This window comes from Pseudomonas sp. ZT5P21, from assembly GCF_054897785.1.
Map to the genome: position 1 here is coordinate 1,925,233 of NZ_CM142705.1, position 23,705 is coordinate 1,948,937.

Annotated in this window: 27 protein-coding genes; 10 read left to right on the top strand and 17 right to left on the bottom strand. The window is 59.1% G+C overall.

What is annotated here, in order from left to right:
* Positions 1–97: 97 nt before the first annotated feature.
* From ACYZT9_RS08910 to ACYZT9_RS08920, 3 genes are read right to left on the bottom strand one after another with little or no spacing between them, the layout of a single operon-like run.
* On the bottom strand, positions 98–436 hold the full coding sequence (locus ACYZT9_RS08910) for a hypothetical protein (RefSeq protein WP_462009456.1): 339 nt from the start codon (positions 434–436) through the stop codon (positions 98–100).
* Positions 433–822, bottom strand: a complete 390-nt coding sequence (locus ACYZT9_RS08915) for a phage holin family protein (RefSeq protein WP_214377568.1) — start codon at positions 820–822, stop codon at positions 433–435. The genes ACYZT9_RS08910 and ACYZT9_RS08915 overlap by 4 nt, the downstream gene beginning before the upstream one ends.
* A gap of 2 nt (positions 823–824) precedes the next feature.
* Entirely contained in the window at positions 825–1,139 is a 315-nt protein-coding gene (locus tag ACYZT9_RS08920) for an ElaB/YgaM/YqjD family protein (RefSeq protein ID WP_462009457.1), read from the bottom strand.
* A 304-nt stretch (positions 1,140–1,443) separates the two neighbouring features.
* Between ACYZT9_RS08920 and ACYZT9_RS08925 the strand changes: the two genes are divergently transcribed.
* The 4 genes from ACYZT9_RS08925 to ACYZT9_RS08940 all read left to right on the top strand — a co-directional run bounded on the left by ACYZT9_RS08925 (position 1,444) and on the right by ACYZT9_RS08940 (position 4,417).
* Entirely contained in the window at positions 1,444–2,652 is a 1,209-nt protein-coding gene (locus ACYZT9_RS08925) for an ammonium transporter (RefSeq protein ID WP_462009458.1), read from the top strand.
* A gap of 82 nt (positions 2,653–2,734) precedes the next feature.
* Entirely contained in the window at positions 2,735–2,971 is a 237-nt protein-coding gene (locus ACYZT9_RS08930; RefSeq protein ID WP_462009459.1) for a glutaredoxin family protein, read from the top strand.
* A gap of 163 nt (positions 2,972–3,134) precedes the next feature.
* Positions 3,135–3,455: a transcriptional regulator gene (locus ACYZT9_RS08935; protein WP_462009460.1), complete on the top strand. Its 321-nt coding sequence runs from the start codon at positions 3,135–3,137 to the stop codon at positions 3,453–3,455.
* A 71-nt stretch (positions 3,456–3,526) separates the two neighbouring features.
* Entirely contained in the window at positions 3,527–4,417 is an 891-nt protein-coding gene (locus ACYZT9_RS08940; protein WP_462009461.1) for a pseudouridine synthase, read from the top strand.
* 67 nt (positions 4,418–4,484) lie between these two features.
* Here ACYZT9_RS08940 and ACYZT9_RS08945 read toward each other — a convergent pair whose 3' ends face one another.
* Together ACYZT9_RS08945 and mobA are read right to left on the bottom strand one after the other, a co-directional pair.
* Entirely contained in the window at positions 4,485–4,706 is a 222-nt protein-coding gene (locus ACYZT9_RS08945; protein WP_462009462.1) for a YgdI/YgdR family lipoprotein, read from the bottom strand.
* 77 nt (positions 4,707–4,783) lie between these two features.
* Entirely contained in the window at positions 4,784–5,386 is a 603-nt protein-coding gene (mobA, locus tag ACYZT9_RS08950; protein WP_462009463.1) for a molybdenum cofactor guanylyltransferase MobA, read from the bottom strand.
* Positions 5,387–5,467: 81 nt separating this feature from the next.
* Between mobA and moaB the strand changes: the two genes are divergently transcribed.
* The gene (gene moaB, locus ACYZT9_RS08955; protein WP_462009464.1) at positions 5,468–6,007 is read left to right on the top strand and encodes a molybdenum cofactor biosynthesis protein B; all 540 of its coding nucleotides are present in this window, start codon (positions 5,468–5,470) and stop codon (positions 6,005–6,007) included.
* 22 nt (positions 6,008–6,029) lie between these two features.
* The gene (locus ACYZT9_RS08960) at positions 6,030–7,217 is read left to right on the top strand and encodes a molybdopterin molybdotransferase MoeA (RefSeq protein ID WP_462010182.1); all 1,188 of its coding nucleotides are present in this window, start codon (positions 6,030–6,032) and stop codon (positions 7,215–7,217) included.
* Positions 7,218–7,283: 66 nt separating this feature from the next.
* On the opposite strand, the gene ACYZT9_RS08965 is transcribed toward ACYZT9_RS08960, so the two are convergent.
* Complete coding sequence (locus ACYZT9_RS08965; protein WP_462010183.1) at positions 7,284–7,592, bottom strand: hypothetical protein; 309 nt, start codon at positions 7,590–7,592, stop codon at positions 7,284–7,286.
* A 225-nt stretch (positions 7,593–7,817) separates the two neighbouring features.
* On the opposite strand from ACYZT9_RS08965, the gene yegS reads away from it, so the two are divergent.
* Positions 7,818–8,735, top strand: coding sequence for a lipid kinase YegS (yegS, locus tag ACYZT9_RS08970; RefSeq protein WP_462010184.1), 918 nt, complete (start codon positions 7,818–7,820; stop codon positions 8,733–8,735).
* Here the strand turns inward: yegS and ACYZT9_RS08975 are convergent.
* From ACYZT9_RS08975 to ACYZT9_RS08985, 3 genes are all read right to left on the bottom strand, one after another.
* Positions 8,719–9,378 carry a response regulator gene (locus ACYZT9_RS08975; RefSeq protein WP_462009465.1) on the bottom strand — a complete coding sequence of 220 codons (660 nt, stop codon included), beginning with the start codon at positions 9,376–9,378 and terminating at the stop codon, positions 8,719–8,721. The two genes, yegS and ACYZT9_RS08975, sit on opposite strands and share 17 nt — an antisense overlap.
* The gene (locus ACYZT9_RS08980) at positions 9,375–10,268 is read right to left on the bottom strand and encodes a sensor histidine kinase (protein ID WP_462010185.1); all 894 of its coding nucleotides are present in this window, start codon (positions 10,266–10,268) and stop codon (positions 9,375–9,377) included. The genes ACYZT9_RS08975 and ACYZT9_RS08980 overlap by 4 nt, the downstream gene beginning before the upstream one ends.
* A 336-nt stretch (positions 10,269–10,604) precedes the next feature.
* Entirely contained in the window at positions 10,605–11,075 is a 471-nt protein-coding gene (locus ACYZT9_RS08985) for a hypothetical protein (RefSeq protein WP_462009466.1), read from the bottom strand.
* A gap of 461 nt (positions 11,076–11,536) precedes the next feature.
* Between ACYZT9_RS08985 and ACYZT9_RS08990 the strand changes: the two genes are divergently transcribed.
* Together ACYZT9_RS08990 and ACYZT9_RS08995 are read left to right on the top strand one after the other, a co-directional pair.
* Complete coding sequence (locus ACYZT9_RS08990; protein WP_008030297.1) at positions 11,537–12,472, top strand: chemotaxis protein CheV; 936 nt, start codon at positions 11,537–11,539, stop codon at positions 12,470–12,472.
* Between the two features lie 191 nt (positions 12,473–12,663).
* The gene (locus tag ACYZT9_RS08995) at positions 12,664–13,470 is read left to right on the top strand and encodes an MOSC domain-containing protein (RefSeq protein WP_462009467.1); all 807 of its coding nucleotides are present in this window, start codon (positions 12,664–12,666) and stop codon (positions 13,468–13,470) included.
* 70 nt (positions 13,471–13,540) lie between these two features.
* Here the strand turns inward: ACYZT9_RS08995 and ppnP are convergent, their stop codons facing one another.
* The 8 genes from ppnP to ACYZT9_RS09035 form a co-directional block, all read right to left on the bottom strand.
* Positions 13,541–13,825, bottom strand: a complete 285-nt coding sequence (gene ppnP / locus ACYZT9_RS09000; protein WP_462009468.1) for a pyrimidine/purine nucleoside phosphorylase — start codon at positions 13,823–13,825, stop codon at positions 13,541–13,543.
* Positions 13,826–13,894: 69 nt separating this feature from the next.
* Positions 13,895–14,437, bottom strand: coding sequence for a 3'-5' exonuclease (locus tag ACYZT9_RS09005; RefSeq protein ID WP_462009469.1), 543 nt, complete (start codon positions 14,435–14,437; stop codon positions 13,895–13,897).
* Between the two features lie 71 nt (positions 14,438–14,508).
* Positions 14,509–16,470 carry an acetyl/propionyl/methylcrotonyl-CoA carboxylase subunit alpha gene (locus tag ACYZT9_RS09010; protein ID WP_462009470.1) on the bottom strand — a complete coding sequence of 654 codons (1,962 nt, stop codon included), beginning with the start codon at positions 16,468–16,470 and terminating at the stop codon, positions 14,509–14,511.
* A 106-nt stretch (positions 16,471–16,576) separates the two neighbouring features.
* Positions 16,577–17,374, bottom strand: a complete 798-nt coding sequence (locus ACYZT9_RS09015) for an enoyl-CoA hydratase/isomerase family protein (protein ID WP_462009471.1) — start codon at positions 17,372–17,374, stop codon at positions 16,577–16,579.
* Positions 17,371–18,528 (bottom strand): citronellyl-CoA dehydrogenase, encoded by a 1,158-nt coding sequence (atuD, locus tag ACYZT9_RS09020; protein WP_462009472.1) that lies wholly within the window; start codon positions 18,526–18,528, stop codon positions 17,371–17,373. The genes ACYZT9_RS09015 and atuD overlap by 4 nt, the downstream gene beginning before the upstream one ends.
* A gap of 24 nt (positions 18,529–18,552) precedes the next feature.
* Entirely contained in the window at positions 18,553–20,169 is a 1,617-nt protein-coding gene (gene atuC, locus ACYZT9_RS09025; RefSeq protein WP_462009473.1) for a geranyl-CoA carboxylase subunit beta, read from the bottom strand.
* Between the two features lie 3 nt (positions 20,170–20,172).
* Positions 20,173–21,042, bottom strand: coding sequence for an SDR family oxidoreductase (locus ACYZT9_RS09030; protein ID WP_462009474.1), 870 nt, complete (start codon positions 21,040–21,042; stop codon positions 20,173–20,175).
* 12 nt (positions 21,043–21,054) lie between these two features.
* Complete coding sequence (locus ACYZT9_RS09035) at positions 21,055–22,845, bottom strand: acyclic terpene utilization AtuA family protein (protein WP_462009475.1); 1,791 nt, start codon at positions 22,843–22,845, stop codon at positions 21,055–21,057.
* 175 nt (positions 22,846–23,020) lie between these two features.
* On the opposite strand from ACYZT9_RS09035, the gene ACYZT9_RS09040 reads away from it, so the two are divergent.
* Entirely contained in the window at positions 23,021–23,644 is a 624-nt protein-coding gene (locus ACYZT9_RS09040; RefSeq protein ID WP_462009476.1) for a TetR/AcrR family transcriptional regulator, read from the top strand.
* The last annotated feature ends 61 nt before the right edge of the window (positions 23,645–23,705 follow it).

A 23,705-nucleotide genomic window follows, 5' to 3' on the forward strand; every position in this document is an offset into this window, starting at 1 on the left:
TGGATGAAACCTGATGGCCAGGTAGGCACGCAGGTGTGAACCTCTCGATAAAGAGGTTCATCCCAGTGATGTTGCAAGAATGCAGCCAGAAAGCGGCTTAATGTCGAGGCGTGCCTTGCATGACCAGCTTGATCAGCGGCCCCAGTGTGGTGCCAAGCCTAACGAGTCGCGTCAGGCTGCTTGTGCCGCCACTCCGTGCGCCCTTACCGGTCAAAAAACCCAGCAAGGTCACTGCCGCTATGCCCCAGAGCGGGGCATGGCTGATGCCGAAACCGTCCTGCAGGTTTTGCGTCATCCCGCGCACCCGCTGCAAGGGTTGCAGCAGTTGCGCGGATTCATGGCGAATTTCCTGGCGATGCATTTCCATGCGCAAGCGAATCAGCGCCTTGCGCATTTCCGTGCGCGAGCTGTTGTGAGGCAGTTCAGGCAGGTTCATGGCAGTAGGCGCTCCCGATCATTGGCCAATTCTTCCAGAGTGCCATGAAACGGCGAAGACTCATCGAAGATCGCCGCTCTCAGACGCATCCCGCAGAAGATGCAGGCAAGGGTGTAGAACACACAGAGCCCGATGATGGCAGGCAGACGGTAAGTGTCCCAAAACAGGATCAGTACCAGCGTGGATAACCCCACCAGCAACAACAAGGCAAACACCAGTGCCAGACCTGCGAACAGCAACAGGCTGACGGTGCGGGCTTTTTGTTCCTGCAATTCGATGCCGAACAGTTCGACATGGCTGTGCAGTAATCCAAGGAATGCGGCACCCAAGCGACGCGGTGAGGAGCTAGGGCCCGTCGCGGACGAGCCGGATTCGCCGATTGCCATAATCAGCGCCGCGTTGCCAGCAGACCGATCAGAAAACCCACACCCGCCGCGATCCCGACCGATTGCCATGGATTGGTCTGCACATAGTCTTCGGTGGCGGTAACGGCGGCTTTACCGCGTTCGCGCAAGGAGTCTTCGGTCAGTTTCAAGGTTTCGCGTGCACGCAGCAGACTCTCGTGTATTTGCTCACGCAACTCATCAGCCTGATCGCCAGCCAACGTTGCAGTGTGTTCCAGCAACCGTTCAGTGTCGCTGACCAGTGTCTGAAAATCGTTCATCAGGATTTCTTGAGCAGTCTTTGCCTTGATGCTGGCCATTGGTGATCTCCGTAAGTGGCTTCTGTTGCGTTCGAGTATGAGCCTTGCGTGAAGGTTCAGTACAAATCACTGGTACAACTTTTGCTACGTCGTGGTGCGCCAGCCTGCGTAATTGCGCGGTTGGTGAGCAGTAATCGAGCAAATCCTTATCTCAAAAAAACAAAACTCGCGCAAAAGTTCAAACTGTGTGCGCCAAAACAGCTCATCAGGGTCAATGTGTAGATCCTGACAGGTTGCAACTTGGTGCATGAATCAGGTGTGCGAACTGCTTTGGTGCTTTTTAACCTTCAGGTCTGCCAACTCCATGGAAAATCTGCAAAGCGCTGTGGACAGTCTGGTCCATAGCTCCAATACGTTGTTCATCTTGATGGGTGCTGTCATGGTTTTGGCCATGCACGCCGGTTTTGCCTTTCTCGAAGTCGGTACTGTTCGACAAAAAAACCAGGTCAACGCCTTGTCGAAAATCCTCAGCGACTTCGCCATTTCGACCCTGGCCTACTTCTTTATAGGCTATTGGATTTCCTACGGGGTGAACTTCCTCCAACCGGCGGCGGTGATCACTGCCGATCATGGTTACGGCCTGGTGAAGTTTTTCTTTCTGCTGACGTTCGCGGCAGCTATACCCGCGATCGTTTCCGGGGGCATCGCCGAGCGCGCCAGGTTCGTGCCGCAGTTGTGTGCCACGGCACTGATCGTAGCGTTCATCTATCCGTTTTTCGAGGGCATGATCTGGAACGGTAATTTTGGTCTGCAAGCCTGGTTGCTGGAGCGCTTTGGCGCCAGTTTCCATGATTTCGCCGGCTCGGTGGTGGTTCACGCCATGGGCGGCTGGCTGGCACTGGCGGCGGTGTTGTTGCTCGGGCCAAGACAAGGTCGCTATCGCGACGGACGACTGGTGGCGTTTGCCCCCTCGAGCATCCCGTTTCTGGCGTTGGGGTCGTGGATCCTGATCGTCGGCTGGTTCGGTTTCAACGTTATGAGCGCGCAAACCTTGCAAGGGGTCAGCGGGCTGGTGGCTGTGAACTCGCTGATGGCCATGGTCGGTGGCACCGTGGCGGCGCTGATCGTCGGGCGCAATGACCCGGGCTTTCTGCACAACGGCCCGCTGGCCGGGCTTGTGGCAATCTGTGCCGGCTCCGATCTGATGCACCCGGTAGGAGCGCTGGTGACAGGCGCTATCGCCGGAGCGCTGTTTGTCTGGTGCTTTACTGCCGCCCAAGGCAAATGGCACATCGATGACGTACTGGGTGTCTGGCCGTTGCACGGCCTGTGCGGTGTCTGGGGCGGAGTCGCTTGCGGTATCTTCGGCCAGCGTGCATTGGGTGGTCTGGGCGGTGTGAGCCTGATCAGCCAGTTGATCGGAACCACGCTGGGAGTGGTCGTGGCGCTGGCGGGCGGCTTTGCGGTGTATGGCGTGATCAAGGCGCTTCATGGCCTGCGCCTGAGCCAGGAAGAAGAGTATTCCGGCGCTGACCTGTCGGTGCACAAAATCGGCGCCGTGAGCCAGGATTGAGTCAGGGAGCGCTGGGTTCAGCGACTCGACTGCTTCTGATCGCAGGCCTAGAATGTACGCCTACTTTGCCGGGTCTGTGCTCATGCCTCCTGAATGTCAGCTGTTCGGCACCCTTGGGTGCCATCTTTGTGAAGTCGCCGAAGAAGAACTGATGCCCTTGGTCGAGCACGGTTTGTTGGTGGAGTTGGTCGACATCGCGGAAAACGAAGACTGGGTCGAAGACTACGGCTTGCGCATCCCGGTACTGCGACGCCGCGATACCGGTGCCGAGCTCGATTGGCCGTTCGATGCCGAGCAGGTGGTGGCGTTCCTGCATTGATCCCGACAGCCTTTTGATTCCCGTCCGTCGCGGTTTTCGTTCCGGTCATTGGCGAAATCCAGGTTATTCGGTTACTGTATGTTCATACAGTTGCCCGGTTTGCCTGTCATATATGCCCCGGTGCAGGTTGGGCAGGTGATCCCGGAAGTCAGAGGGAAGAATTTTGGTCAATGTCGAACAATTGAAGAACAGCGTGAATCGGATGTCAGTGGACGTGGTGCATGAAGCCGTCCTCGAATTGCGCCTGGATGGCCTTGTCACGGAAGGGAAAACCCCGTTCAACAAATTGCATTTCAATACCTGTTTCGCCGAAATCGAAGCACTCTTCCAGCGTGCGGGTTATCACCGTCCGCTGGATGTCGTGGGCTATCAGGGGTTGTTGTACGCACTTTATGATCCGGGGCGCTGGGAAGCGGTCGATGTATTGCGCTGGCTCAAGGAATTCACCGAAGCGGCCGCGCGGGCGCAGTCGATACCAGCCTGAGGATTCTGTTCTAGGTTCGTTCCGGTCACTGCTGGATAATGTCGCCCTGTTTTGTGAGTCAGAGCTTTCGTATGTCCACTTCATCTTTTTCTGCTGCACACAACCAGGCCAGCACACTTTACTTGCCGCCTGGGCCGTGGCAGACCGTATTCGATTGCCTGTGTGAACGCTTCAGTGCCATCAGTCGCGAACAGTGGCTGGACAGAGTTGCTCGTGGCCGCGTCCTTGACGGACAAGGCGTGCCAATTGCGCTTGATCTTGCTTACAAGGAAGGTCTGCGAATTCACTACTTTCGGGAAGTACCGGACGAAAAACCTATCCCTGCGATCGAATCGATTCTGTATGCGGATGAGCATCTGGTGGTGGCAGACAAACCGCATTTTCTGCCAGTGACGCCCGCGGGCGAATACGTGGAACAGACGCTGTTACGACGGTTGATCCGTCGACTTGATAACCCGCATCTCGTGCCTTTGCATCGCATTGACCGGCATACGGCGGGGCTGGTGTTGTTTTCAGCCAACCCTCAGAGCCGTTCTGCCTACCAGTCGTTGTTTCCCACGCGGCAGATCGAAAAACGCTACGAAGCCATTGCCATGGCATTGCCTGAACGGGCCTTTCCCTTGGTCCACAAGAGTCGGCTCATCGATGGCGAGCCTTTCTTCCGCATGCAGGAAGGACCGGGCGTCAGCAATACCGAGACAGCTGTCGAAGTCAGGGAGAAGAACGGGGATCTCTGGCGCTACGGTCTTTATCCGGTGACGGGCAAGAAGCATCAGCTGCGGGTACACATGACGGCGCTGGGCGCCAGCATCTGCAATGACCCGTTCTATCCGCACGTGCTCAAGGATGTCGAAGACGACTATGCCAATCCGTTGAAGCTTCTGGCTCAGGGGCTGCGGTTTGTGGACCCGGTTACCGGTGAGCAGCGAGATTTTGAAAGCACCATTACCCTGCAATGGTGATGGCCATTTTCCAGCCATGAAAAAGCCCGCTTGCAGCGGGCTCTCTGTACCGGTATCGCCGTAAGGATTACAACTCTTTAACGGTACGAACCTGATCCTTGTTTACGCGTGTTTGCTTGCCGTCCAGTTGTTCGAACTCGTAGAAACCTGCTTCGTCGTCATAGTTGGGTGTGTCGACGGCCTGGATTTCGCGACCGTCATTCAAGGTGATCACAGTAGGCGATGCGCAACCGGCAAGGGTCGCGAGGCCCAATGCGAGCATGAAAGTGGCGAGGGTCCGTTGTGTCATGAGAGTGTCTCCGAGTGGAATTCTTTTGGTTACTGAGCGTGAGACGTATACAACACGCGCAAGTTCCGTGGCTAGTGTCAATCTGACACGTTGTTGTGAGCAATTAACAGCGCCGGGGTATTAAGGTTGGCCAAGCGAGGATCGTTTTCAGGGCATTGCAGGGCAATCGCGCCCAGCTTGCGCATGATGCGGCCCGGGCTGCGTTCGCCGTCCTGCCAGGCACTTTCGAACGCTTCGCTCAGGGCTACGGGGATGATGCAGAGCAACGGTTCCCAGTGCTCCCCATGACGCAACATCATGGGTTTGTCCGGATACTGACTGGCAGCTTTGCGCATGCTGTTTAGTAACGCGGCATCGATGCGCGGTACATCGCACGGCAAAACCATCAGATATTCATGGCGAGCGGCCTTCAGGCCAGCACGAATACCGGCCAAGGGTCCCGGAAAGTCACCTTCGTCGTCATGGACCAACCGGTCGGCGTAGGGTGCGTATTTTTCCAGGTTCCTGTTGCAGGAGATGATCAGGTCATCGCTCAGCAGGCGGGTTTTTCGATGAAGATGTGCAATCAGTGGCTCGCCATGCCACTCGATCAACCCTTTGTCCTGACCGCCCATACGTTGGCCGCGACCACCTGCCAGGAGCAGAATGGAGCAGGGTGACAACTGTGTAGTCAAGGTCATGGCAGGTCTCCATGGGGGCGGCAAAAAAAAGGGGCGCTGTGATATAACACCGGGCTGTTTCTCCTACAACTGGAAGAGCCTATGAAAGCCAAGGCTGATGTACCTTTCGCGCCGCTCAACATTGCGGTGCTGACGGTCAGCGACACCCGTACACTGGAAACCGACACGTCAGGCCAGGTTTTTGTCGACCGCTTGAGTGCTGCCGGGCATAACCTGGCGTTCCGGGTTCTGCTAAAAGATGACCTCTACAAAATTCGCGCGCAAGTGGCCAACTGGATTGCTGACGATGTCGTGCAGGTCGTGCTCATCACCGGCGGTACCGGCTTCACGGGCCGCGACAGCACGCCCGAAGCGGTGAGCTGCCTGCTGGACAAGCAGGTCGATGGCTTTGGTGAGCTGTTCCGCCAGATTTCGGTGGCGGATATTGGCACCTCCACTGTTCAATCCCGGGCGCTGGCCGGTCTCGCCAATGGCACGCTGGTGTGCTGCCTGCCGGGCTCGACCAACGCCGTGCGCACTGGTTGGGATGGCATTCTTGCCGAGCAACTGGATTCCCGGCACCGCCCGTGCAATTTCGTTGTTCATCTGAAACGGGCGGCACCCTGTGAATCCCGCGGGTAAGCCAGGCAAGACTGGCAGCCTGATGGCCGTAGAGACAGCACTGGCGCGCTTGCTGGAGATGGCCGAAGCCACGCCGATTGCCGAGCGGGAACGCTTGCCGTTGGCGCAGGTTCAAGGCCGGGTGTTGGCCGCTGACCTGGTATCGACGCTTGATCTGCCGCCGTGGCCCAACAGTGCGATGGACGGGTACGCCTTGCGCATGGCCGACTGGACGGGAGAGCCGTTGCCGGTCAGCCAGAAGATATTTGCAGGTAACGCTCCGGAGCCTTTGAAGCCCGGCACCTGCGCGCGAATCTTCACCGGTGCGCCTGTTCCTGCAGGTGCCGATTGTGTCGAGATGCAGGAAAACACCGAGGTCCTGACCGGTGAGCGAGTACGATTCATCGAAGCCCTCAGGTCAGGACAAAACGTCCGTCCGCAGGGCCAGGAAACCACCGTCGGTGAGCTCATCCTGCCTGCGGGCACACGCCTTGGAGCGATCGAGCAGGGGCTCGCTGCATCACTGGGATGCGCTGAGCTGGATGTGATTCGCAAGGTGCGCGTTGCGGTACTCTCCACCGGCGATGAACTGGTTGAGCCTGGTCTGGCGCTGGGGCCGGGCCAGATCTACAACAGCAACCGAGTGTTGCTCTGCAGCTGGCTGCAGCGTTTGGGCTGTGAAGTGATCGACGCCGGCATTCTTCCAGATAACCTTGAGACGACTCGTGCTCGCCTTGGCGAGTTAAAGAATGTCGACCTGATACTGTCGACCGGTGGTGTATCGGTAGGTGAAGCCGATTTTCTAGGCATTGCGCTTCGCGAAGAGGGCGAGCTCACGTTGTGGAAACTCGCTATCAAACCAGGCAAGCCGCTGACGTTCGGGCATTTTCGTGGGGTTCCGGTGATCGGGCTACCCGGTAACCCGGCGTCGACCCTCGTGACCTTTGCCTTGTTGGCGAGGCCCTATCTCTTGCGCCGTCAGGGTGTAAAAGACGTTGAACCCTTGAAAGTGCAGGTGCCGGCAGGGTTTGTCTGGCCCAAGGCAGGCAATCGACGCGAGTACTTGCGAGGACGTCTGGAGAGCGGCCGGGCTATCATTTACAAGAATCAGAGCTCGGGTGTTCTGCGTAGCGCTGCATGGGCCGATGGTCTGGTCGAAGTCATGGAAGATTGCACGCTGGTGGAAGGTGACAGCGTCGGCTTCATCCCGCTAAGCGAAGTCCTGTACTGATCCCTGCCGCACATCCGCCACACAAACCCGGCTCATCGAACCGGGTTTTGCGATTATGGCGCCCTCTTATCGAGCGAGAAGCGACACCAACTGGTCGAATCGGCTATTGGCGATCCATCCCAGAAGCCATAGAACCACGGCTGTTCCGCCGGCTGAGTAGGCGAGTCTGTGTTTGATGGATTTGACGTCACCCCGGACTTCTTCCATGTCCCTACGGATGTACTTGAGGTGCGTTTCCAATTCAACGACACGAGGTTCCATTTCAACTTCTCCAGTGGGTTTTGCGCATTTATTGAATTCGGCTTGATAGCTGGCCCGCCTTTCTGCGAGTGGTGTGACCGGTGTAACCGGCAACCTGATGTCCTGGCTTTGCATAATACGTCCCTGTAGTTCCTGCTGATGACTGATAAACCGTACCGCCAAGTTGTACCAATCGGCGTTGGGGGTCAATTGAGCCGATTCCTCAGGTTTTGTAAGAAAAAATCCCGCCTTGTAGGACCTCAATACCGCGCGACTTGAAATAATTCATTTTTTTTCGACTTTTATGGGGCGCAACGGGGTCACATTCCCATACGGAATTCAATCATGGGAGTGACCGAAATGGGCGAACACAAGGCACTGCTGATTCTGCACGGCAAACAAGCGCTCAACGAGGAAGTCCGGGCAGCCGTCGAAGAAAGGCGCGCACAAGGTTGGGAATTGGCTGTTCGACTGACCTGGGAGGCCGGCGACGCCCAGCGGTTAGTGAATGAAGCGCTGGCTGCTGGCTACACCCATGTCATCGCCGGCGGTGGCGACGGGACGCTGCGCGATATTGCCGAGGCCATGGCGGCGCACTCGACGCAGGCCAGTCTGGTGCTGATGCCATTGGGAACCGCTAATGATTTCGCCCGCGCTGCCGGTGTGCCTCTGGAGCCCGCTGAAGCCTTGAATCTTCTGGACGTTGAACCGCGTGCCATCGATTTGGGCGAGGTCGGCGAGCAGGTGTTCCTGAACATGGCCACGGGTGGCTTTGGCAGCCAAGTCACGGCGAACACCTCGGAAGAGCTGAAAAAAGTACTGGGTGGCGCGGCTTATCTGTTCACCGGATTATCACGTTTCAGTGAGTTGCATGCGGCCTATGGCGAGCTGCACGGGCCGGATTTTCAGTGGAAAGGCGAGTTGCTGGCGCTGGGTATCGGCAACGGCCGCCAGGCGGGCGGTGGCCATGTGCTGTGCCCGGAGGCGCTGGCGGACGACGGTTTGCTGGATATCAGCATTTTGCCTGCGCCGCAGGAAGTGGTCGGCACATTGAGAGACTTGCTGACTGATGGCTTTGGTATCGACAACATGTTTGTGCGCGCTCGCTTGCCATGGGTCGAGATCAAGGTCGCGGAAGGCCTCTACATCAACCTTGATGGCGAACCACTGGAAGGTGACAGTCTGCGCTTCTCAACGCGCCCGGCGGCGCTGCGGGTGCATTTACCCGAGAATTCGCCACTGCTGAGTGTTACAGCAACGATCAATCGTCCAGGCTGATGATTTGCTCTCGCACGGCGAACAGCACCAGGCCTGCGACGTCGTAGATTTGCAAGCGCTTCATGACCTGGGAGCGATGTGTTTCAACCGTCTTGATGCTCAGGCCCAGGCCGTTGGCGATTTCCCGGGTGGATTTTCCGCGAACGATCAGCCGCAGGATTTCCAGCTGGCGCGCCGTCAGGTTGTGCGAGTCGGCGGATTCCGACTGGTGCTTCTGGTTTCGGGTCAGCGCCTGGTTGATGACGGTATGGGCAATGGCCGGGCTCAGGTAGCGTTCGTTATTGCGCAGGGCATCCAGCGCATGTTCGAGTTCGGTGGCCGTTGTGTCCTTGAGCAGGTAGCCGTGGGCCCCGGATTCCAGTGCTTGCATGATGAGCGCCGGGTCGGTGTGCATCGACAGGATCAGCACTTTGCTTTGCGGACGTACTCGCTTGAGTCGCTGCAAGGCTTCAAGGCCTCCGGTTTCCTTCATGGAAATATCCAGCAGCACAATGTCCGGGGACAGTCGCTCGACCATCTCAAGCAACTGCGAGCCGTCATTGGCCTCACCGATTACCGCGTAGCCGGGGATATCCAGCACCAGAGCGCGCACGCCAGCCCTGATCAGCGAGTGGTCATCCACCAAAAGTAAGTTACAAGTCAATGCAAAACCTTATTCGTACTGGCCCGCTCCAGCGCACGGGGCGCCCACGGGAAGAGAGCTTCGATTTGAGTGCCTTTGCCCGGTTCGCTGGTTACGCGCAGAGTGCCGCCCAACTGGTTGATCCGTTCCGACATCCCGGCCATTCCACGTTGTCCCTCACGGCCGGGATCTGTCGCCGGCGCGAAACCCAAGCCATCATCGCTGATCAACAGCGTCAGGCCTTGAGGCTGGCGTTGCAAGCGAACCAACAGATTCTTCGCTTCAGCATGGCGCAATACATTGGTCACCGCTTCCTGAGTGATTCGAAAAGCGGCCACGGCCATTTCTTCCGGTATACCGGTCAATCGTGAGTGGCACTCCAGGCTCCAGTGCACCGGTGCATTGCTCAGTGTCTTGAGCAAATGCGCACGCAGACTGGCTTCCAGCCCGAGGCTGGCCAGCTGCCTCGGATTGAGAATGGCCGATACATCACGAACTTTGGTCAGGGTTTCTTCCAGCGTGTCACAGAGCACCAAGCATTGATCTTGCAGCTCTTCGGGCATTCGGCGTTTGAGCCATTCACTTTGAAGTTTTGCCGCGGTCAGTAACTGGCCGATATCGTCATGCAGCTCCCGACTGAGCCGGTGACGTTCGTTTTCCTGAACCTTCAATAATCGGTCGGCGAGTTCCTGGGGTTCGAACTTTATAGACTTGCGCGAGAGGCAATGCTGCGCCAGAACGCAAGCCAGCGCCGCCATATGGAGCAGCAGCAGACCCAGTGGCAGGCGAGCGGACAGGCTGTAGATCGCCAGACTGCCGAGCGCCGAGCAGCCATACAGCAACAGCGTGAACCGGCGCGCGTTTTCTCGGGAGGGTGGCCACATGGTGATTGACTTGAGGCTGGCGTACATAGCGGATGGAGCCAATGGATGTTCGCTGCGGGCAGACCGGTCATGTTGACGGACGGGTCTCTGTCTGAGTCACTCTGCCATTAATTGACGTCAACTAATGGTCGGCATACTACCACTTAAGATACCGTTGGTCGCGTTTGGAATATAGGTCTGCACAGTCAGCAAACAAAGGGTCTGGACGTTGTTCCACAGTGGAAAAGTTTGCCGGCAGGAAGGGTTTTGTATCGGGCTGTCGTGGACAGATATGAAGTGTTCAATTGCGACATGAGCGTGCGCAAGTTGCAGAGTGGCTGCGTGGCAATATGAAGATGGGCCATCGCAGAGTTACCCGGAAAATTATGCCTGGCGTTCCGAAAAAGAAACGAGACTGAACGGTTTTGAATGAGCGGGTGGCTGAAACTGGCTTTGTCCGATCTGAAAGGCAAAGGCCTCGATCAGCGATGTCTGTTCGCTGTCATCCAGGCCCAACTGACCGGTGTTTTGATCGATCAGTTCGAGCTGCCACGCCATCAATGTGAAACAGTCTTTCAGCGCTCTGAGCGCCTGATCATGCAGGTCTACACGGTTCTGGGCATGACTCAGCAGACCATGAATGTGCAGCGAGAACTCTGAAACGGCGACAAAAGCGAGGGCATCGGCCTTGTTGGCCAGTTTGAGGAGGGTGCTCATCATGCAGTCAATGGCGTCCTTGTCATTGCTGATCAATTGCAAATGACTCAGGCATTCCTCGGATTTGGCCAGGAGTGTTTCAGCCTCGACGAGAAACTCCGGGAGCCGCTGGGCCCACTCTTTACGGTCGTTCGGCATGCTTATCTCCACAACGTCATGTCAAGTGAGGGAATGTCGTGTGTGTCTGCGAGGACGAGCAGGGTCCCGGCGTTGCAGTGCCGTTGTGGGATCGCGCTCCGTCCGGCCGGGATGCAGGCAGTGGAACTCGAGAGGGTGGATGGCCACTGACCTGCGATCGCACACAAAAGCCTGACTCCGTTCATGCAATGAGAATGGCGTCACATTAATGGCTATTGGATATTGCGAATATCAGGTTGGGCCTGATTGTTACTAGGGGAATCCCTTACGCGCGGGAACCTTACGTGCTAACCGTAGTCGCGCCGCAGGGATTAAAGCAGATCAATTGAGGTGGCCAGTAAAACATGATGTTAATGTGACATCAATGCCCGGGCGTAGCATTTGTATGGGGGTCAAGGTCCGGCAAAAACAGCCGATAACCCTCTTTAGTGAATTCAATAGAACAAGCTTAGGAGTCATTGATGGCCGGCATTCTCGACACGGTAGACCAACGCACGCAACTGGTGGGTGAGAATCGCCTGGAAATTCTCATGTTCCGGCTGGCGGGTCGGCAATTGTTCGCGATCAACGTTTTCAAAGTTCAGGAAGTGTTGCAGCTGCCGAAGCTGACCTTGATGCCCCAGCGCCATCCGTTTGTCTGCGGTGTGGTCAACTTGCGTGGCCAGACGTTACCGGTGATAGACCTGTCCCAGGCCATCGGCATGCGTCCGTTGGTGCCGAGCCCGACCAGTACCATCATCGTCACCGAGTACAACCGTTCGGTGCAGGCGTTCCTGGTCGGCGGCGTGGACCGCATCGTCAACATGAACTGGGAAGCCATCTTGCCGCCGCCGACCAGCGCTGGCCGTCAGCATTACCTGACCGCCATCAGCAAGGTCGACGATCAGTTGGTGGAAATCATCGATGTCGAGAAAGTCCTGGCCGAAATCGTCCCTTACAACGCCAAGGTGTCCCGCGACAAGCTCGACGATCCGGTACTGGAACGCGCCCGTGGCCGCGAAGTGCTGCTGGTGGATGACTCCAACGTGGCGCTCTCGCAATTGCGCGACACCCTCGGCCAATTGGGCGTGAAAATGCACATCGCCAGCGATGGCCTGAAAGCGCTGAACATGCTCAAGGGCTGGGCCGATACCGGCGTCAACATGACAGACAAACTGCTGATGATTTTCACCGACGCAGAGATGCCGGAAATGGACGGCTATCGCCTGACCACCGAGATCCGTAACGATCCGCGTCTGCGCGGACTTTACGTAGTGCTGCACACGTCGCTGTCCGGCAGCTTCAACGACTCGATGGTGAAAAAGGTCGGTTGCGACAACTTTCTCTCCAAATTCCAGCCGGACAAACTGGTCGACGTGGTGCGCCAGCGTCTGATGCTCGACGAAGTGCCTGCCTGATCACGACACGAGCAATCAACCTGTGGGAGCGGGCTCGCTCGCGAAAGCGGTGGGACAGTCGACATAAATGTTGAATGTTAAACCGCTTTCGCGAGCAAGCCCGCTCCCACAGGGTATGCAGTCATTCCTGGTCTTTGATTCGCCGGCAAAGCTCGTATAGGGTGGCAGTTTTGCCCAACAGGAAGCTGGCCATGCTGCGTCTGAGCGCGCTTTATCGTTATCCTTTGAAATCCTGCAAGGGCGAGCCTCTGCAAAGGGTCAGCCTCGACAAACTGGGTCTGGACGGGGATCGACGCTGGATGTTGGTGGACGAGGCCAGCGGGCGCTTCCTGACCCAGCGTGTCGTGGGACAGATGAGCCAGTTGTCGGCGTTGTGGAATGTTGACGGTGGCTTGACCCTCAGCGCCCCCGGCCACTCGCCGATCGATATCGCCTTGCCCGCCAACGACGCTGAACTGCGTGGCGTGACCATCTTTAAAGACAGTTTGCGAGTGCCCGATGCCGGTGACGAGGCCAGTGCCTGGGTCAGCGAGTTCATCGGCAAGCCGACGCGCCTGGTGCAAATTCCTCTGGATCGCGCGCGCACTACTCAGGCGGGCTACGGCAGGGACGACGATCAGGTGGCCTTCGCCGATGGCTTTCCGCTGTTGCTGATCGGGCAGGCATCTCTGGAAGATTTGTCGCGCAAGGTCGGGCGTTCGCTGGAAATGTTGCGCTTTCGACCGAATCTGGTCATCGAGGGTACTGACGCCTACGCCGAAGATGGTTGGAAGCGTATCCGCATCGGCGATGTCGAGTTTCGCGTGGTCAAGCCGTGTTCACGCTGCATTCTGACCACTATCGATCCGCAAACCGGTTTACGCAGCGATGATCGTGAGCCGCTGGCAACGCTGCAAAAATATCGCGCTCAGGAGGATGGGGCGATGTTTGGCCAGAATCTGGTCAACGATGGCAATGGTCAACTCGAAGTCGGCATGCCGGTCACGATCCTGGAATAAAACGACCCTCAATAAAAAAATGCCCGTATCTAAAGACACGGGCATTTTTTTTTGCTGTGAGAACCCGGGGTTAGCCGCGGTATTCGCACAGGTAAGCGGTGTCGGCCGCCACTTTCAGCTGGAATTTGCTGTTGGCTGGCACGTTGAACTGGCTGCCGGCTTCGAAAGTTTCCCAGTCGGAGCTGTCCGGCAGTTTGACGGTCAGGGCGCCGGTCACCACGTGCATGATTTCACGCTGGCTGGTGCCGAATTCGTATTCGCCCGGAGCCATGACGCCGATGGTCGCCGGACCTTCAGTGGTGCCAAAGGCGATCGACTTGACGGTGCCGTCGAAGTACTCGTTGACTTTAAACATGGGCGATTCCTCGAAAAGGGCTTAAAAGGGCCGGCCAGTATGCACAAGGCCCTTGGCGGCGTCACCTCTCTAAAGCGGGAGAGTCAGCGGTAACAGACGCGCTGTATTGCGCGCATCCTCCAGCGCCCGGTGTTGCTGGCCGACGAACTGCATGCCCGCCAGTTGCAGCGCACCGTTGAGCCCCAGCGGGCGATCCAGACGTCGGGCCTTGGCAAAGCGCTGCTTGAGGTTCATGTGCGGCACGCGGCTCAGTTGGCTGTCGAGTTGCAGGCGCTGCCATTCCTGAAGCAGTTGCTTACGGTCGTAATCGCCCCAACTGGCCCAGCCTTCCAGCCTCGAATGATGTTGGCCGAGCCAGCGTTCGAAGGAGGGCCAAACCTCAGTCAACGGCTGAGCGCTGTCGATGTTGGCCTGGGTGATGCGGGTCAGCTCCCGGCAAAAAGGCGTGAGCAGGGGCCGGCGCAGCGGGCGCACGAAACGCTGGAAACAATCCAGCTCCCGACCTTGGCGGTCCACCAGCGTGGCACCGATTTCGATGATTTCCATTTCCGTAACGGGCCAACCCCCTTCATCGGTGGTGGCTTCCAGATCAATGACCAGCCAGTGAGGCATTGCAGGTTTCCTGGTATCCGCATCCTGATAGGGCTTGAGCGTAGCCAAACCCGGCGGATCCGCCTAGCGGGTTATTCGACCTCCAACAAAATCTGACGATTTTTCACCTGATCGCCGACCCTGACCTGCAAGCGTCTGAGCACGCCGTCGATGCCCGATTTCAGTGGATGCTCCATTTTCATGGCTTCCAGCACTACCAGCAGTTGGCCTTTGCTGACCGGGCTGCCTTCAGTGACCAACACATCGACGATGGCGCCGTCCATCGGTGCCTTGAGCGTGCCGGAGCTGGCGCTGGTCTCGCTGCTGACCTGCACCTGTGTGCAATCCATCAGCCGCAGACTTCCGGGCCGGGTGAAGAGCCAGAGTTGTCCGGCTTCGAGGCGATAGGCATGACGCTGGCGGATGCCATCGATTTCCAGGGTGGCCCAGCGTCCGTCGCACTGGATGAGGCTCAGTTCGAAGGCCTGCTTCGCGACATGAATCCGGAAGGGTTCGCCCGGTACCGCGTTCAATTTCACCGGCCAATCCTGATCCTCCAAACCGATACGATAGTGCAGCGGCACACTGGCGTTATTGCGCCAGCCGGCCAGTGCGGCGGGATGAGCCTGCGCTGAAGCCTGATAGAACAGCGCAGCGGCAATCGCCAGTTCTTCGGCGCTGGGTACATAAGGATGCAGGCAGGGATGGCCGGCGAAATGCCTCGGGATGAACCCCGTGTTGAACTCGCCGCTGATGAATTGCGGATGTTCGAGCAGGCGGGCAAGCAGGCGCTGATTACTCGCCAGGCCCAGCAGCACGCTGTCCTGCACCGCCCGCAGCAACTTGCGCCGGGCTTCTTCACGGGTGGCGCCGTGGGCGATGATCTTGCCCAGTAGCGGGTCGTAGAACGGACTGACCTGCTGACCCTCGATCAGGCCGTGATCGATTCGTACGCCGCCCTGCGATGCCGGCTCCCAAGCTGCGAGCCGCCCGGTTTGTGGCAAAAAGGTTTGGGTCGGGTCTTCGGCATACAAGCGCACTTCCATGGCATGGCCGGTGAGTTGCACCTGATCCTGGTGCAACGGCAGAGGCAACCCTTCGGCGACGTGCAACTGCCAGGCCACCAGATCGAGGCCAGTGATCAGTTCTGTTACCGGGTGTTCCACCTGCAACCGGGTGTTCATTTCCAGAAAGTAAAACTGTCCGCGCGCATCCAGCAGAAACTCCACGGTGCCAGCGCCAACGTAGTTCACCGCGCGACCAGCCTTGAGTGCAGCTTGGCCCATGGCCTGACGCAGTTCGGCGGTCATGACCGGGCAGGGCGCTTCCTCGATGACTTTCTGGTGGCGACGCTGGATCGAACAGTCGCGCTCGCCAAGGTAGATCAGGTTGCCCTGTTGGTCGCCGAACAGTTGAACCTCGACGTGACGCGGGTCAATCAATGCTTGTTCGAGGATCAGCTCATCGCTGCCAAACCCATGCAGCGCTTCAGAGCGCGCGGTGCGGATCTGCGTCAGCAAATCACTGGCCTCGTGCACCAGACGCATGCCCCGTCCACCACCGCCGGCACTGGCCTTGATCATCAGCGGAAAGCCGATGCGTTCGGCTTCGCGGGTCAGCGTCGCATCGTCCTGCTCGGCGCCCTGATAGCCCTTGATACACGGCACACCGGCTTCGAGCATGGCGAGTTTCGACAGGCGCTTGCTGCCCATCAGTTCGATGGCTTCGGGGCTGGGACCGATAAAGGTCAGGCCGGCATCCCGGCTGGCGCGGGCGAACCCGGCGTTTTCCGAGAGGAATCCGTAGCCGGGGTGGATCGCGTCGGCGCCCGTGCGGCGGGCTGCGTCGAGGATGGCCGGGATGTTCAGATAGGATTGCTGCACCGGGGCCGGGCCGATGTTGATGGCTTCGTCGGCCATTTGCACGTGCAGGGCAATGGCATCTGCGTCGCTGAACACGGCGACGGTGCGGTAGCCCAACGCCTGGGCGGTGCGCTGGATGCGGCAGGCGATTTCACCGCGGTTGGCGATCAGGATTTTGCTGAGTCCGGGCATGGGTTGTTCCCTTGTTTTTGCAGTGAATGGGATGGCCTCTTCGCGGGCAAGCCCGCTCCCACAGGTGTAGGTGATCCTGTAGGCGCGAGGCTTGCCCGCGAAGCTTTTAAAGGGCCCACCCCGGTTTACGTTTTTGCACGAACGCCATAGTCCCCTCGACCCCTTCCGCCCCGGTCACTGCTTCGCTGAACCACTCGGCCGCCTCATCCAGCAATGCGTCCGATGGCTGTCCCGCACTCGCCAGCAACAGCTTTTTGGTCCTCGCATTCGCCCCCGGCGCGCAGCACAGCACATGGGCCAGAATTTCATCGAGCCGCTCGGCCAAGGCTTGCGCGTCATGTTCGACAAAATGCACCAACCCCATACGCCGTGCATGGGTGCCATCGAACCGCGCCGCGGTCAGCGCCAATCGGCGCGCCTGAGTCAAACCGATGCGCTGAACCACGAACGGCGCGATCTGCGCGGGCAGCAAGCCGAGGCTGGTTTCCGGCAGACCGAATTGCGCCTGATGATCTGCCAGGGCCACATCGCTGACGCACGCCAGACCCAAACCACCGCCGAGCACCGCGCCTTGCAAAACCGTGATTACCACCTGCGGCGCGTGTTGCACTTCTTGCAACAGCGCGCCAAAAGCCCGATTCAAATCGCGGTAGGCCGACGTTCCTTGAGCACGGGCATTGGCCATGTCCTTGATGTCGCCACCGGCGCAGAAGTGCCCGCCGGCTCCACCGATCACCAAGGCCCGGATTTCACGGTCATTGCGCACTGCCGACAGCACCGAACGCAACTCGGCGACCATCTGCAAGCTCATGGCATTGCGGCTTTCCGGGCGGTTGAGGGTGATGTGCAACACGCCGTTATGCGGTTCGAACAATAACGTCTCGCAGACTGGCAGGGGGCTCATTTCTTTTTCCCCGGCAGGATGCCCATGAGTTTGCAGATGATCCCCAGCATGATTTCATCCGCTCCACCGCCAATCGATACCAGTCGCACGTCGCGGTAGGCGCGGGCCACCGGGTTGTCCCACATGAAGCCCATGCCACCCCAATATTGCAGGCAGCTGTCGCTGACTTCGCGGCCCAGGCGCCCGGCCTTGAGTTTCGCCATCGACGCCAGACGCGTGACGTCCTGACCTTTGATGTATTGCTCCGTAGCCTGATAGACCAGCGCCCGCAGGCATTCGATTTCGGTTTGCAATTCGGCGAGTCGGAAGTGGATGACCTGATTGTCGATCAACGCATTGCCAAAGGTTTTGCGCTCCTTGCAATACTCGATAGTGCTGTCGATGCAGTATTCCAGGCCCTTGATCATGTTCGCCGCGCCGAACAGCCGTTCCTCCTGGAATTGCAGCATCTGCATCATGAACCCCGCGCCTTCGTGACCGATGCGGTTGCGTTGCGGCACGCGCACGTTGTCGAAAAACACCTGGGCGGTTTCCGAGCTGCGCATGCCGAGCTTGTCGAGGTGCGAGCTGAGGCTGATGCCGGGTGTGTCCATCGGCACCATGATCAGCGACTTGTTGATATGCGGCTTGTCGTCCGAAGTATTGGCCAGCAGGCAAATGAAATCGGCGCTCGGCGAATTGGTGATCCACATCTTGCTGCCGTTGATCACGTAGTCGTCGCCGTCCTTGCGTGCGGTGGTTTTCAAGCCGGCCACGTCGGAACCGGCACCGACTTCGGAGACGCCAATGCAACCGACCTGTTCGCCGGTTATCGCCGGCCGCAGGAATTCTTCACGCAGTTCATCAGAGCCGAAGCGTGCCAGCGCCGGTGTGCACATGTCGGTCTGCACGCCGATGGACATCGGGATCCCGCCGCAATGGATGGTGCCGAACTCTTCGGCGGCGACGATGGAATAGCTGTAATCCAGCCCCATGCCGCCGAATTTTTCCGGTTTGGATATCCCCAGCAAGCCAAGGTCGCCGGCCTTGCGGAAGATCTCGTGGATCGGAAAACGCCCGGCCTTTTCCCAGTCCTCGACGTGCGGGTTGATCTCGTGATCGACGAATTGGCGAACGGTGCGGCGCAGTGCTTCGTGTTCCTGGGTGAAGATCATTTTTATTGTTCTCCTCTGGCCGGTTCAGAACCGGGCTACGCCAAAACTGTTGGTTTGCAGCGGCCGCACGTCGGCCTCATGACAGATGTCCAGCAAGTAACCGAGCAAGGTCCGGGTATCCCGGGGGTCGATCAAACCGTCGTCCCACAGATTGGCGCTGCCGTACAGCGCGGTGGACTGGCTGTCGAGTTTCTGCGCGGTGACCTGCTCCAGCATGTCGAGCATCTTCGGGTCAGGCACCAGACCGTCCTTGCGCTGTTTGGCCTCGGTGACGATCCGCAGGACCTTGCCCGCCTGAGCGCCGCCCATCACTGCAGTGCGGCTGTTGGGCCAGGCGAAGATGAAGCGCGGGTCGAGGCCGCGGCCGCACATTGCATAGTTGCCGGCACCATAGGAGCCACCGACAACGATCGTCAGCTTCGGCACCCGGGCGTTGGCCACCGCCTGGATCATTTTGGCGCCGTGCTTGATCACGCCTTGTTGTTCCGACTCTGTTCCGACCATGAACCCGGTGGTGTTGTGAAAGAACAGCAGCGGCGTGCGGCTCTGATCGCACAGCTGAATGAACTGCGCAGCCTTGCTTGCGCCTTTGGGCGTGATCGGGCCGTTGTTGCCGATGAACCCGCAGGCGCGACCCTCAATCTGCAGATGGCCACAGACGGTCTGTTGGTCGAACTCACCCTTGAACTCGAGGAAGTTCGAACCGTCGGCAATCCGGGCGATGATTTCGTGCACGTCATAGGGTTTTTTCGGGTCATCGGGAATCAGCCCGAGCAGATCATCGATGGGATACAACGGCGCTTCCCATCGGCGCTCGGGTAACCAGGACAGTTGATCATTCCATGACAACAGCCTGACGATCTCCCGCACCTGACGCACGCCATCGGCATCGTTCTCGGCCAGGTATTCAGCGGTGCCGGCGGTTTGCGCGTGCATCTCGGCGCCGCCCAGTTCTTCATCGGTGGCGACCTCGCCGGTGGCGGCCTTGAGCAAGGGCGGGCCGGCGAGAAACAGCTTGGCTTTGCCACGCACCACCACCACGTAATCCGACAACCCCGGCTGATATGCGCCGCCTGCCGTGGCCGAACCGTGGACCACGGTGATCTGCGGCAAACCCATGGCCGACATCCGCGCCTGGTTGGCAAAGCTGCGGGCGCCTTCGACGAAAATCTCCGCTGCGTAATTAAGGTTGGCGCCACCGCTTTCAGCGAGGGTGATCACCGGCAGTTTGTTTTCCATGGCGATCTGTTGCAGGCGCAGGGATTTTTTCAAGCCACTGGGGGAAATCGTCCCGCCCTTGATCGCGCTGTTGTTGGCAACCACCAACACACGAGCGCCCGACACGTAGCCGATCCCGGCGATCAAGCCGCCGCCCGCGGAGCTGCCGTCCTTGTCGTCGTGCAGTTTGTAGCCGGCCAGGCTTGCCAGTTCGAGAAACGGCGCACCGGGGTCGAGCAACAGGTTGAGGCGCTCACGGGGCAGCAATTGCCCGCGTTTGTCGAATTTTGGTTTGGCTTCAGCCGCTTTGTTCAGCAGGTTCTGTTCGAGCTGACGAATCTGCTCGAGGCCGGTCAACATCGCTGCACGGTTCCGGGCGAACTGTTCGCTCAGCGGATCGACCAGGGTCTGGATCACCGGCATGGCTTATTCCTTGTCCTTGAGCACTTCGGGTAAGTACGCCCTATGAAAACCGTTGTACGACTCACTGTTCGTCGCCTTGTGAATCGGCCACGCCCGGCCGCCGAGGCTGGCGGCGCCGTCGATGCGCAAGGTGCTGCCACTGACAAACGCCGCCGCCGGGCTGAGCAGGAAAACGATCGCCGCACTGACTTCCGATTCAGTGCCGATGCGTTTCAGCGGCACGTGTTCGCGCAAGGTCGGAATCACCGCCTTGAACGCGCCTTCGTAAGTGTCCATGCCGCTGGAGGCGATCCAGCCCGGTGCCACCGCGTTGACCCGCACCCCGGCATAACCCCATTCGAACGCGGCGGTCTTGGTCAGGTTGTCCATGCCCGAGCGCGCTGCGCCCGAATGGCCCATGCCGGGCATGCCGCCCCACATATCGGCGAGCATGTTGACGATGGCGCCGCCGTGTTTGCTCATGGACTGGTTGAACACCTCACGGGCCATTAGGAAACCGCCCACCAGATTGGTGCGCATCACGGTTTCGAAACCCTTCTGGGTGATCGAGGTCAGCGCCGATGGGTATTGGCCACCGGCATTGTTGACCAGTCCGTGAATCGGGCCGTGCTTGCGAATCAGTTCGCTGACCAATTGCTTGACCGCTTCTTCGTCGCGAATATCGCAGGTCTGCCAATCGGCCTTGCCGCCATCCTCGGCAATCTCGGCAACCACGGATTTCAGTTTGTCGGCATTGCGCCCCACCAACAGCACATGGGCGCCGAGGGCCGCCAGTTCATGGGCGGTACACCGGCCGATGCCGCTGCCGCCACCGGTGACGATGATGTTTTGGCCCGTAAACAGATCGGCTTTGAAAATCGAATCGTAGGCCACGGTGGCAGTCCTCTAGTTGACCTGGTCGGCGATGCGCTGAGGCACCGGAATCTGGATGTCCAGCAATTGTTGGGCGAAGGCTTTGCCTTGCGGGTCGATCCGCAGGCTGGCCACGCCACCCCCACCCAGAGCGTTTTCCAAGAGAAAATTCAGGCTGTGGGTCGCGGGCAGATACCAGCGCTCGACGCGGCCGTGTACCGGGTCGAGCACATGGCTCATCCAGTCGACGATCACTTCCGGGGTCAAGGCTTCGGCGATCCACGGCAAGTACTCCGGCTCGCGGGCCATGACCCCGATGTTGCTGTGATTGCCCTTGTCACCGGAGCGTGCGACCGCGAGTCTGATCAGCGCCACGCTGGCATCGGCGCGACCGGTGGGTTTGGGTGGGTCGAACGGCACCGGCAGGTCAGCGGTGGCGAGTGCGTCAAGGGTGGGAAGGGCGCACGGGTGACGCTGACCGTCGAGATCAATGTCCAGCGTGCAGGCGCTTTTGTCGATGAGGAACGAGAACAGCCGGATCAGCGGATACACCGTCGGCCGCCCGCCGACGATCCCGGTCAGCCCCGGCGCCATGCCGGTGGCGGCCTGGGCGATTTCCCGGGAGAACACGATCAAGGCTTGTTTACTCGGGTGGCGCACGGCGAGCTTGATCACCACTTCGCGACTGTCCTGGCGCTGGCCATGTGGGCCGTAGGTCGCCTCGCTGCCCAGGAGTTCAATGTTCACTTCGCTGAAGGGCGCCCAGCCGCGCTGACTGAAGATTTCCGAGGTTTTGTGGATGATCGCTTCGCTGACTCGCCGCGCCTTGTCCACCGCATCGATCCCGGCGATCAGGCAACTGGCGGTGCAGCGGAACCCGTCCGGATAAGTCGCGCTGACCTTGTACTGATCGGTCGGCGGCAAACCTCTGGCACCGTGCACCTGAACTGCATTCTTGCCCTGTTGCTGAAGTTTGACCTGAGTGAAATCACAGATCACATCGGGCAGCAGATAGGCCTGCGGGTTGGCGATTTCATAAAGCATCTGCTCGCCGACCGTCAGCGGCGTGACCAAGCCCCCGGAGCCTTCGGGTTTGGTGACGATAAACTGGCTGTCGGCGCTGACTTCGACGATGGGGAAACCGATGTGTTCGTAGTCCGGTACATCACGCCAATCGGTGAAGTTGCCGCCGGTGCACTGGGCGCCGCATTCGATAATGTGGCCGGCCAGGGCGGCTTGAGCGAGTTTGTCGTAGTCGTGCCAGGACCAGCCGAATTCGTGCACCAGCGCAGCGCTGACCACGGCGCTGTCGACCACGCGCCCGGTGATGACGACGTCCGCGCCCAGACGCAAGGCCTCGACAATGCCCGGCGCGCCGAGGTAGGCGTTGGTGGAGACGCACATCGGCGGCAAAGGTGCGCCGCTGAACATTTCGTGCAAGCCGCGGCTACTCAGCTGTTTGAACTGCGGTTGCAAATCATCACCCAGCAGCACCGCGATCTTCAGCGGCGAACCAGCTTTGTCGCAGGCCGCTTGCAGCGCTGCGGCGCAGGCGTGTGGATTGACGCCGCCGGCGTTGCTGATGACGCGGATTTTCTGTTCGGCAAGTCGCCCCAGCAGAGGGCTGAGGACTTCAATGAAGTCGCTGGCGTAACCGGCCTGTGGATCTTTCATCCTCGCACCGGCCATGATCGACATCGTGATCTCGGCCAGATAATCGAACACCAGATAGTTCAGGCGCCCGCCGTCCACCAGTTGCGCGGCGGCGGTCGAGGTGTCGCCCCAGAAGGCGCTGGCGCAACCGATGCGAATTGTTTTAGACACAACGCTCTCCATCGCCACCTCCAATAGAAGTACAACGAGACTACCAAGCAAGCGCTTGGTTTGTAAATGACTTGAATATCTTCTGCCCGAGCGCTTGCTTGGTTGCCTGTGTCAGCTTAAATTGCCCGCGCAACCCCGCTGTTTTAGCGGTGAATAGGACTGTAGGAGAGAACGGGTGGACGAGCAAAAAGCCCTGAGGGTCATGCGCGAACTGGTCGACAGCGGCCAGTTGACCGACCCGGACAGCGCCCGTGGCAAACTGCTGCAAGTCGCCGCCCACCTGTTCCGCAATAAAGGCTTTGAACGCACCACGGTGCGCGACCTGGCCGGTGCCGTGGGCATTCAGTCGGGGAGTATTTTTCATCACTTCAAAAGCAAGGATGAGATCCTGCGGGCGGTGATGGAGGAAACCATTCGCTACAACACCGCGTTGATGCGTGCCGCGATCGCTGAAGCCGAAAACGTGCGCGAGCGCGTGCTGGCGCTGATTCGCTGTGAATTGCAGTCGATCATGGGCGGCAGTGGCGAGGCCATGGCGGTGCTGGTGTACGAATGGCGTTCACTGTCCGAAGACGGCCAGGCAAAGGTCCTGGCGCTGCGCGACATCTACGAAGACCTTTGGCTGCAGGTGCTGGGGGAGGCCAAGGACGCGGGATTCATCCGCGGGGACGTGTTCATCACCCGCCGTTTTCTGACCGGTGCGCTGTCCTGGACCACGACCTGGTATCGCGCGGACGGCAGCATGAACCTCGATCAATTGGCCGATGAGGCGTTGATTCTGGTGCTGGAAGAAAAATAATAGTTTCGCGCAGGACAGCACGAAACTGGCTAAGTGGCTGAAACCGCCTAGCTTGAATGCA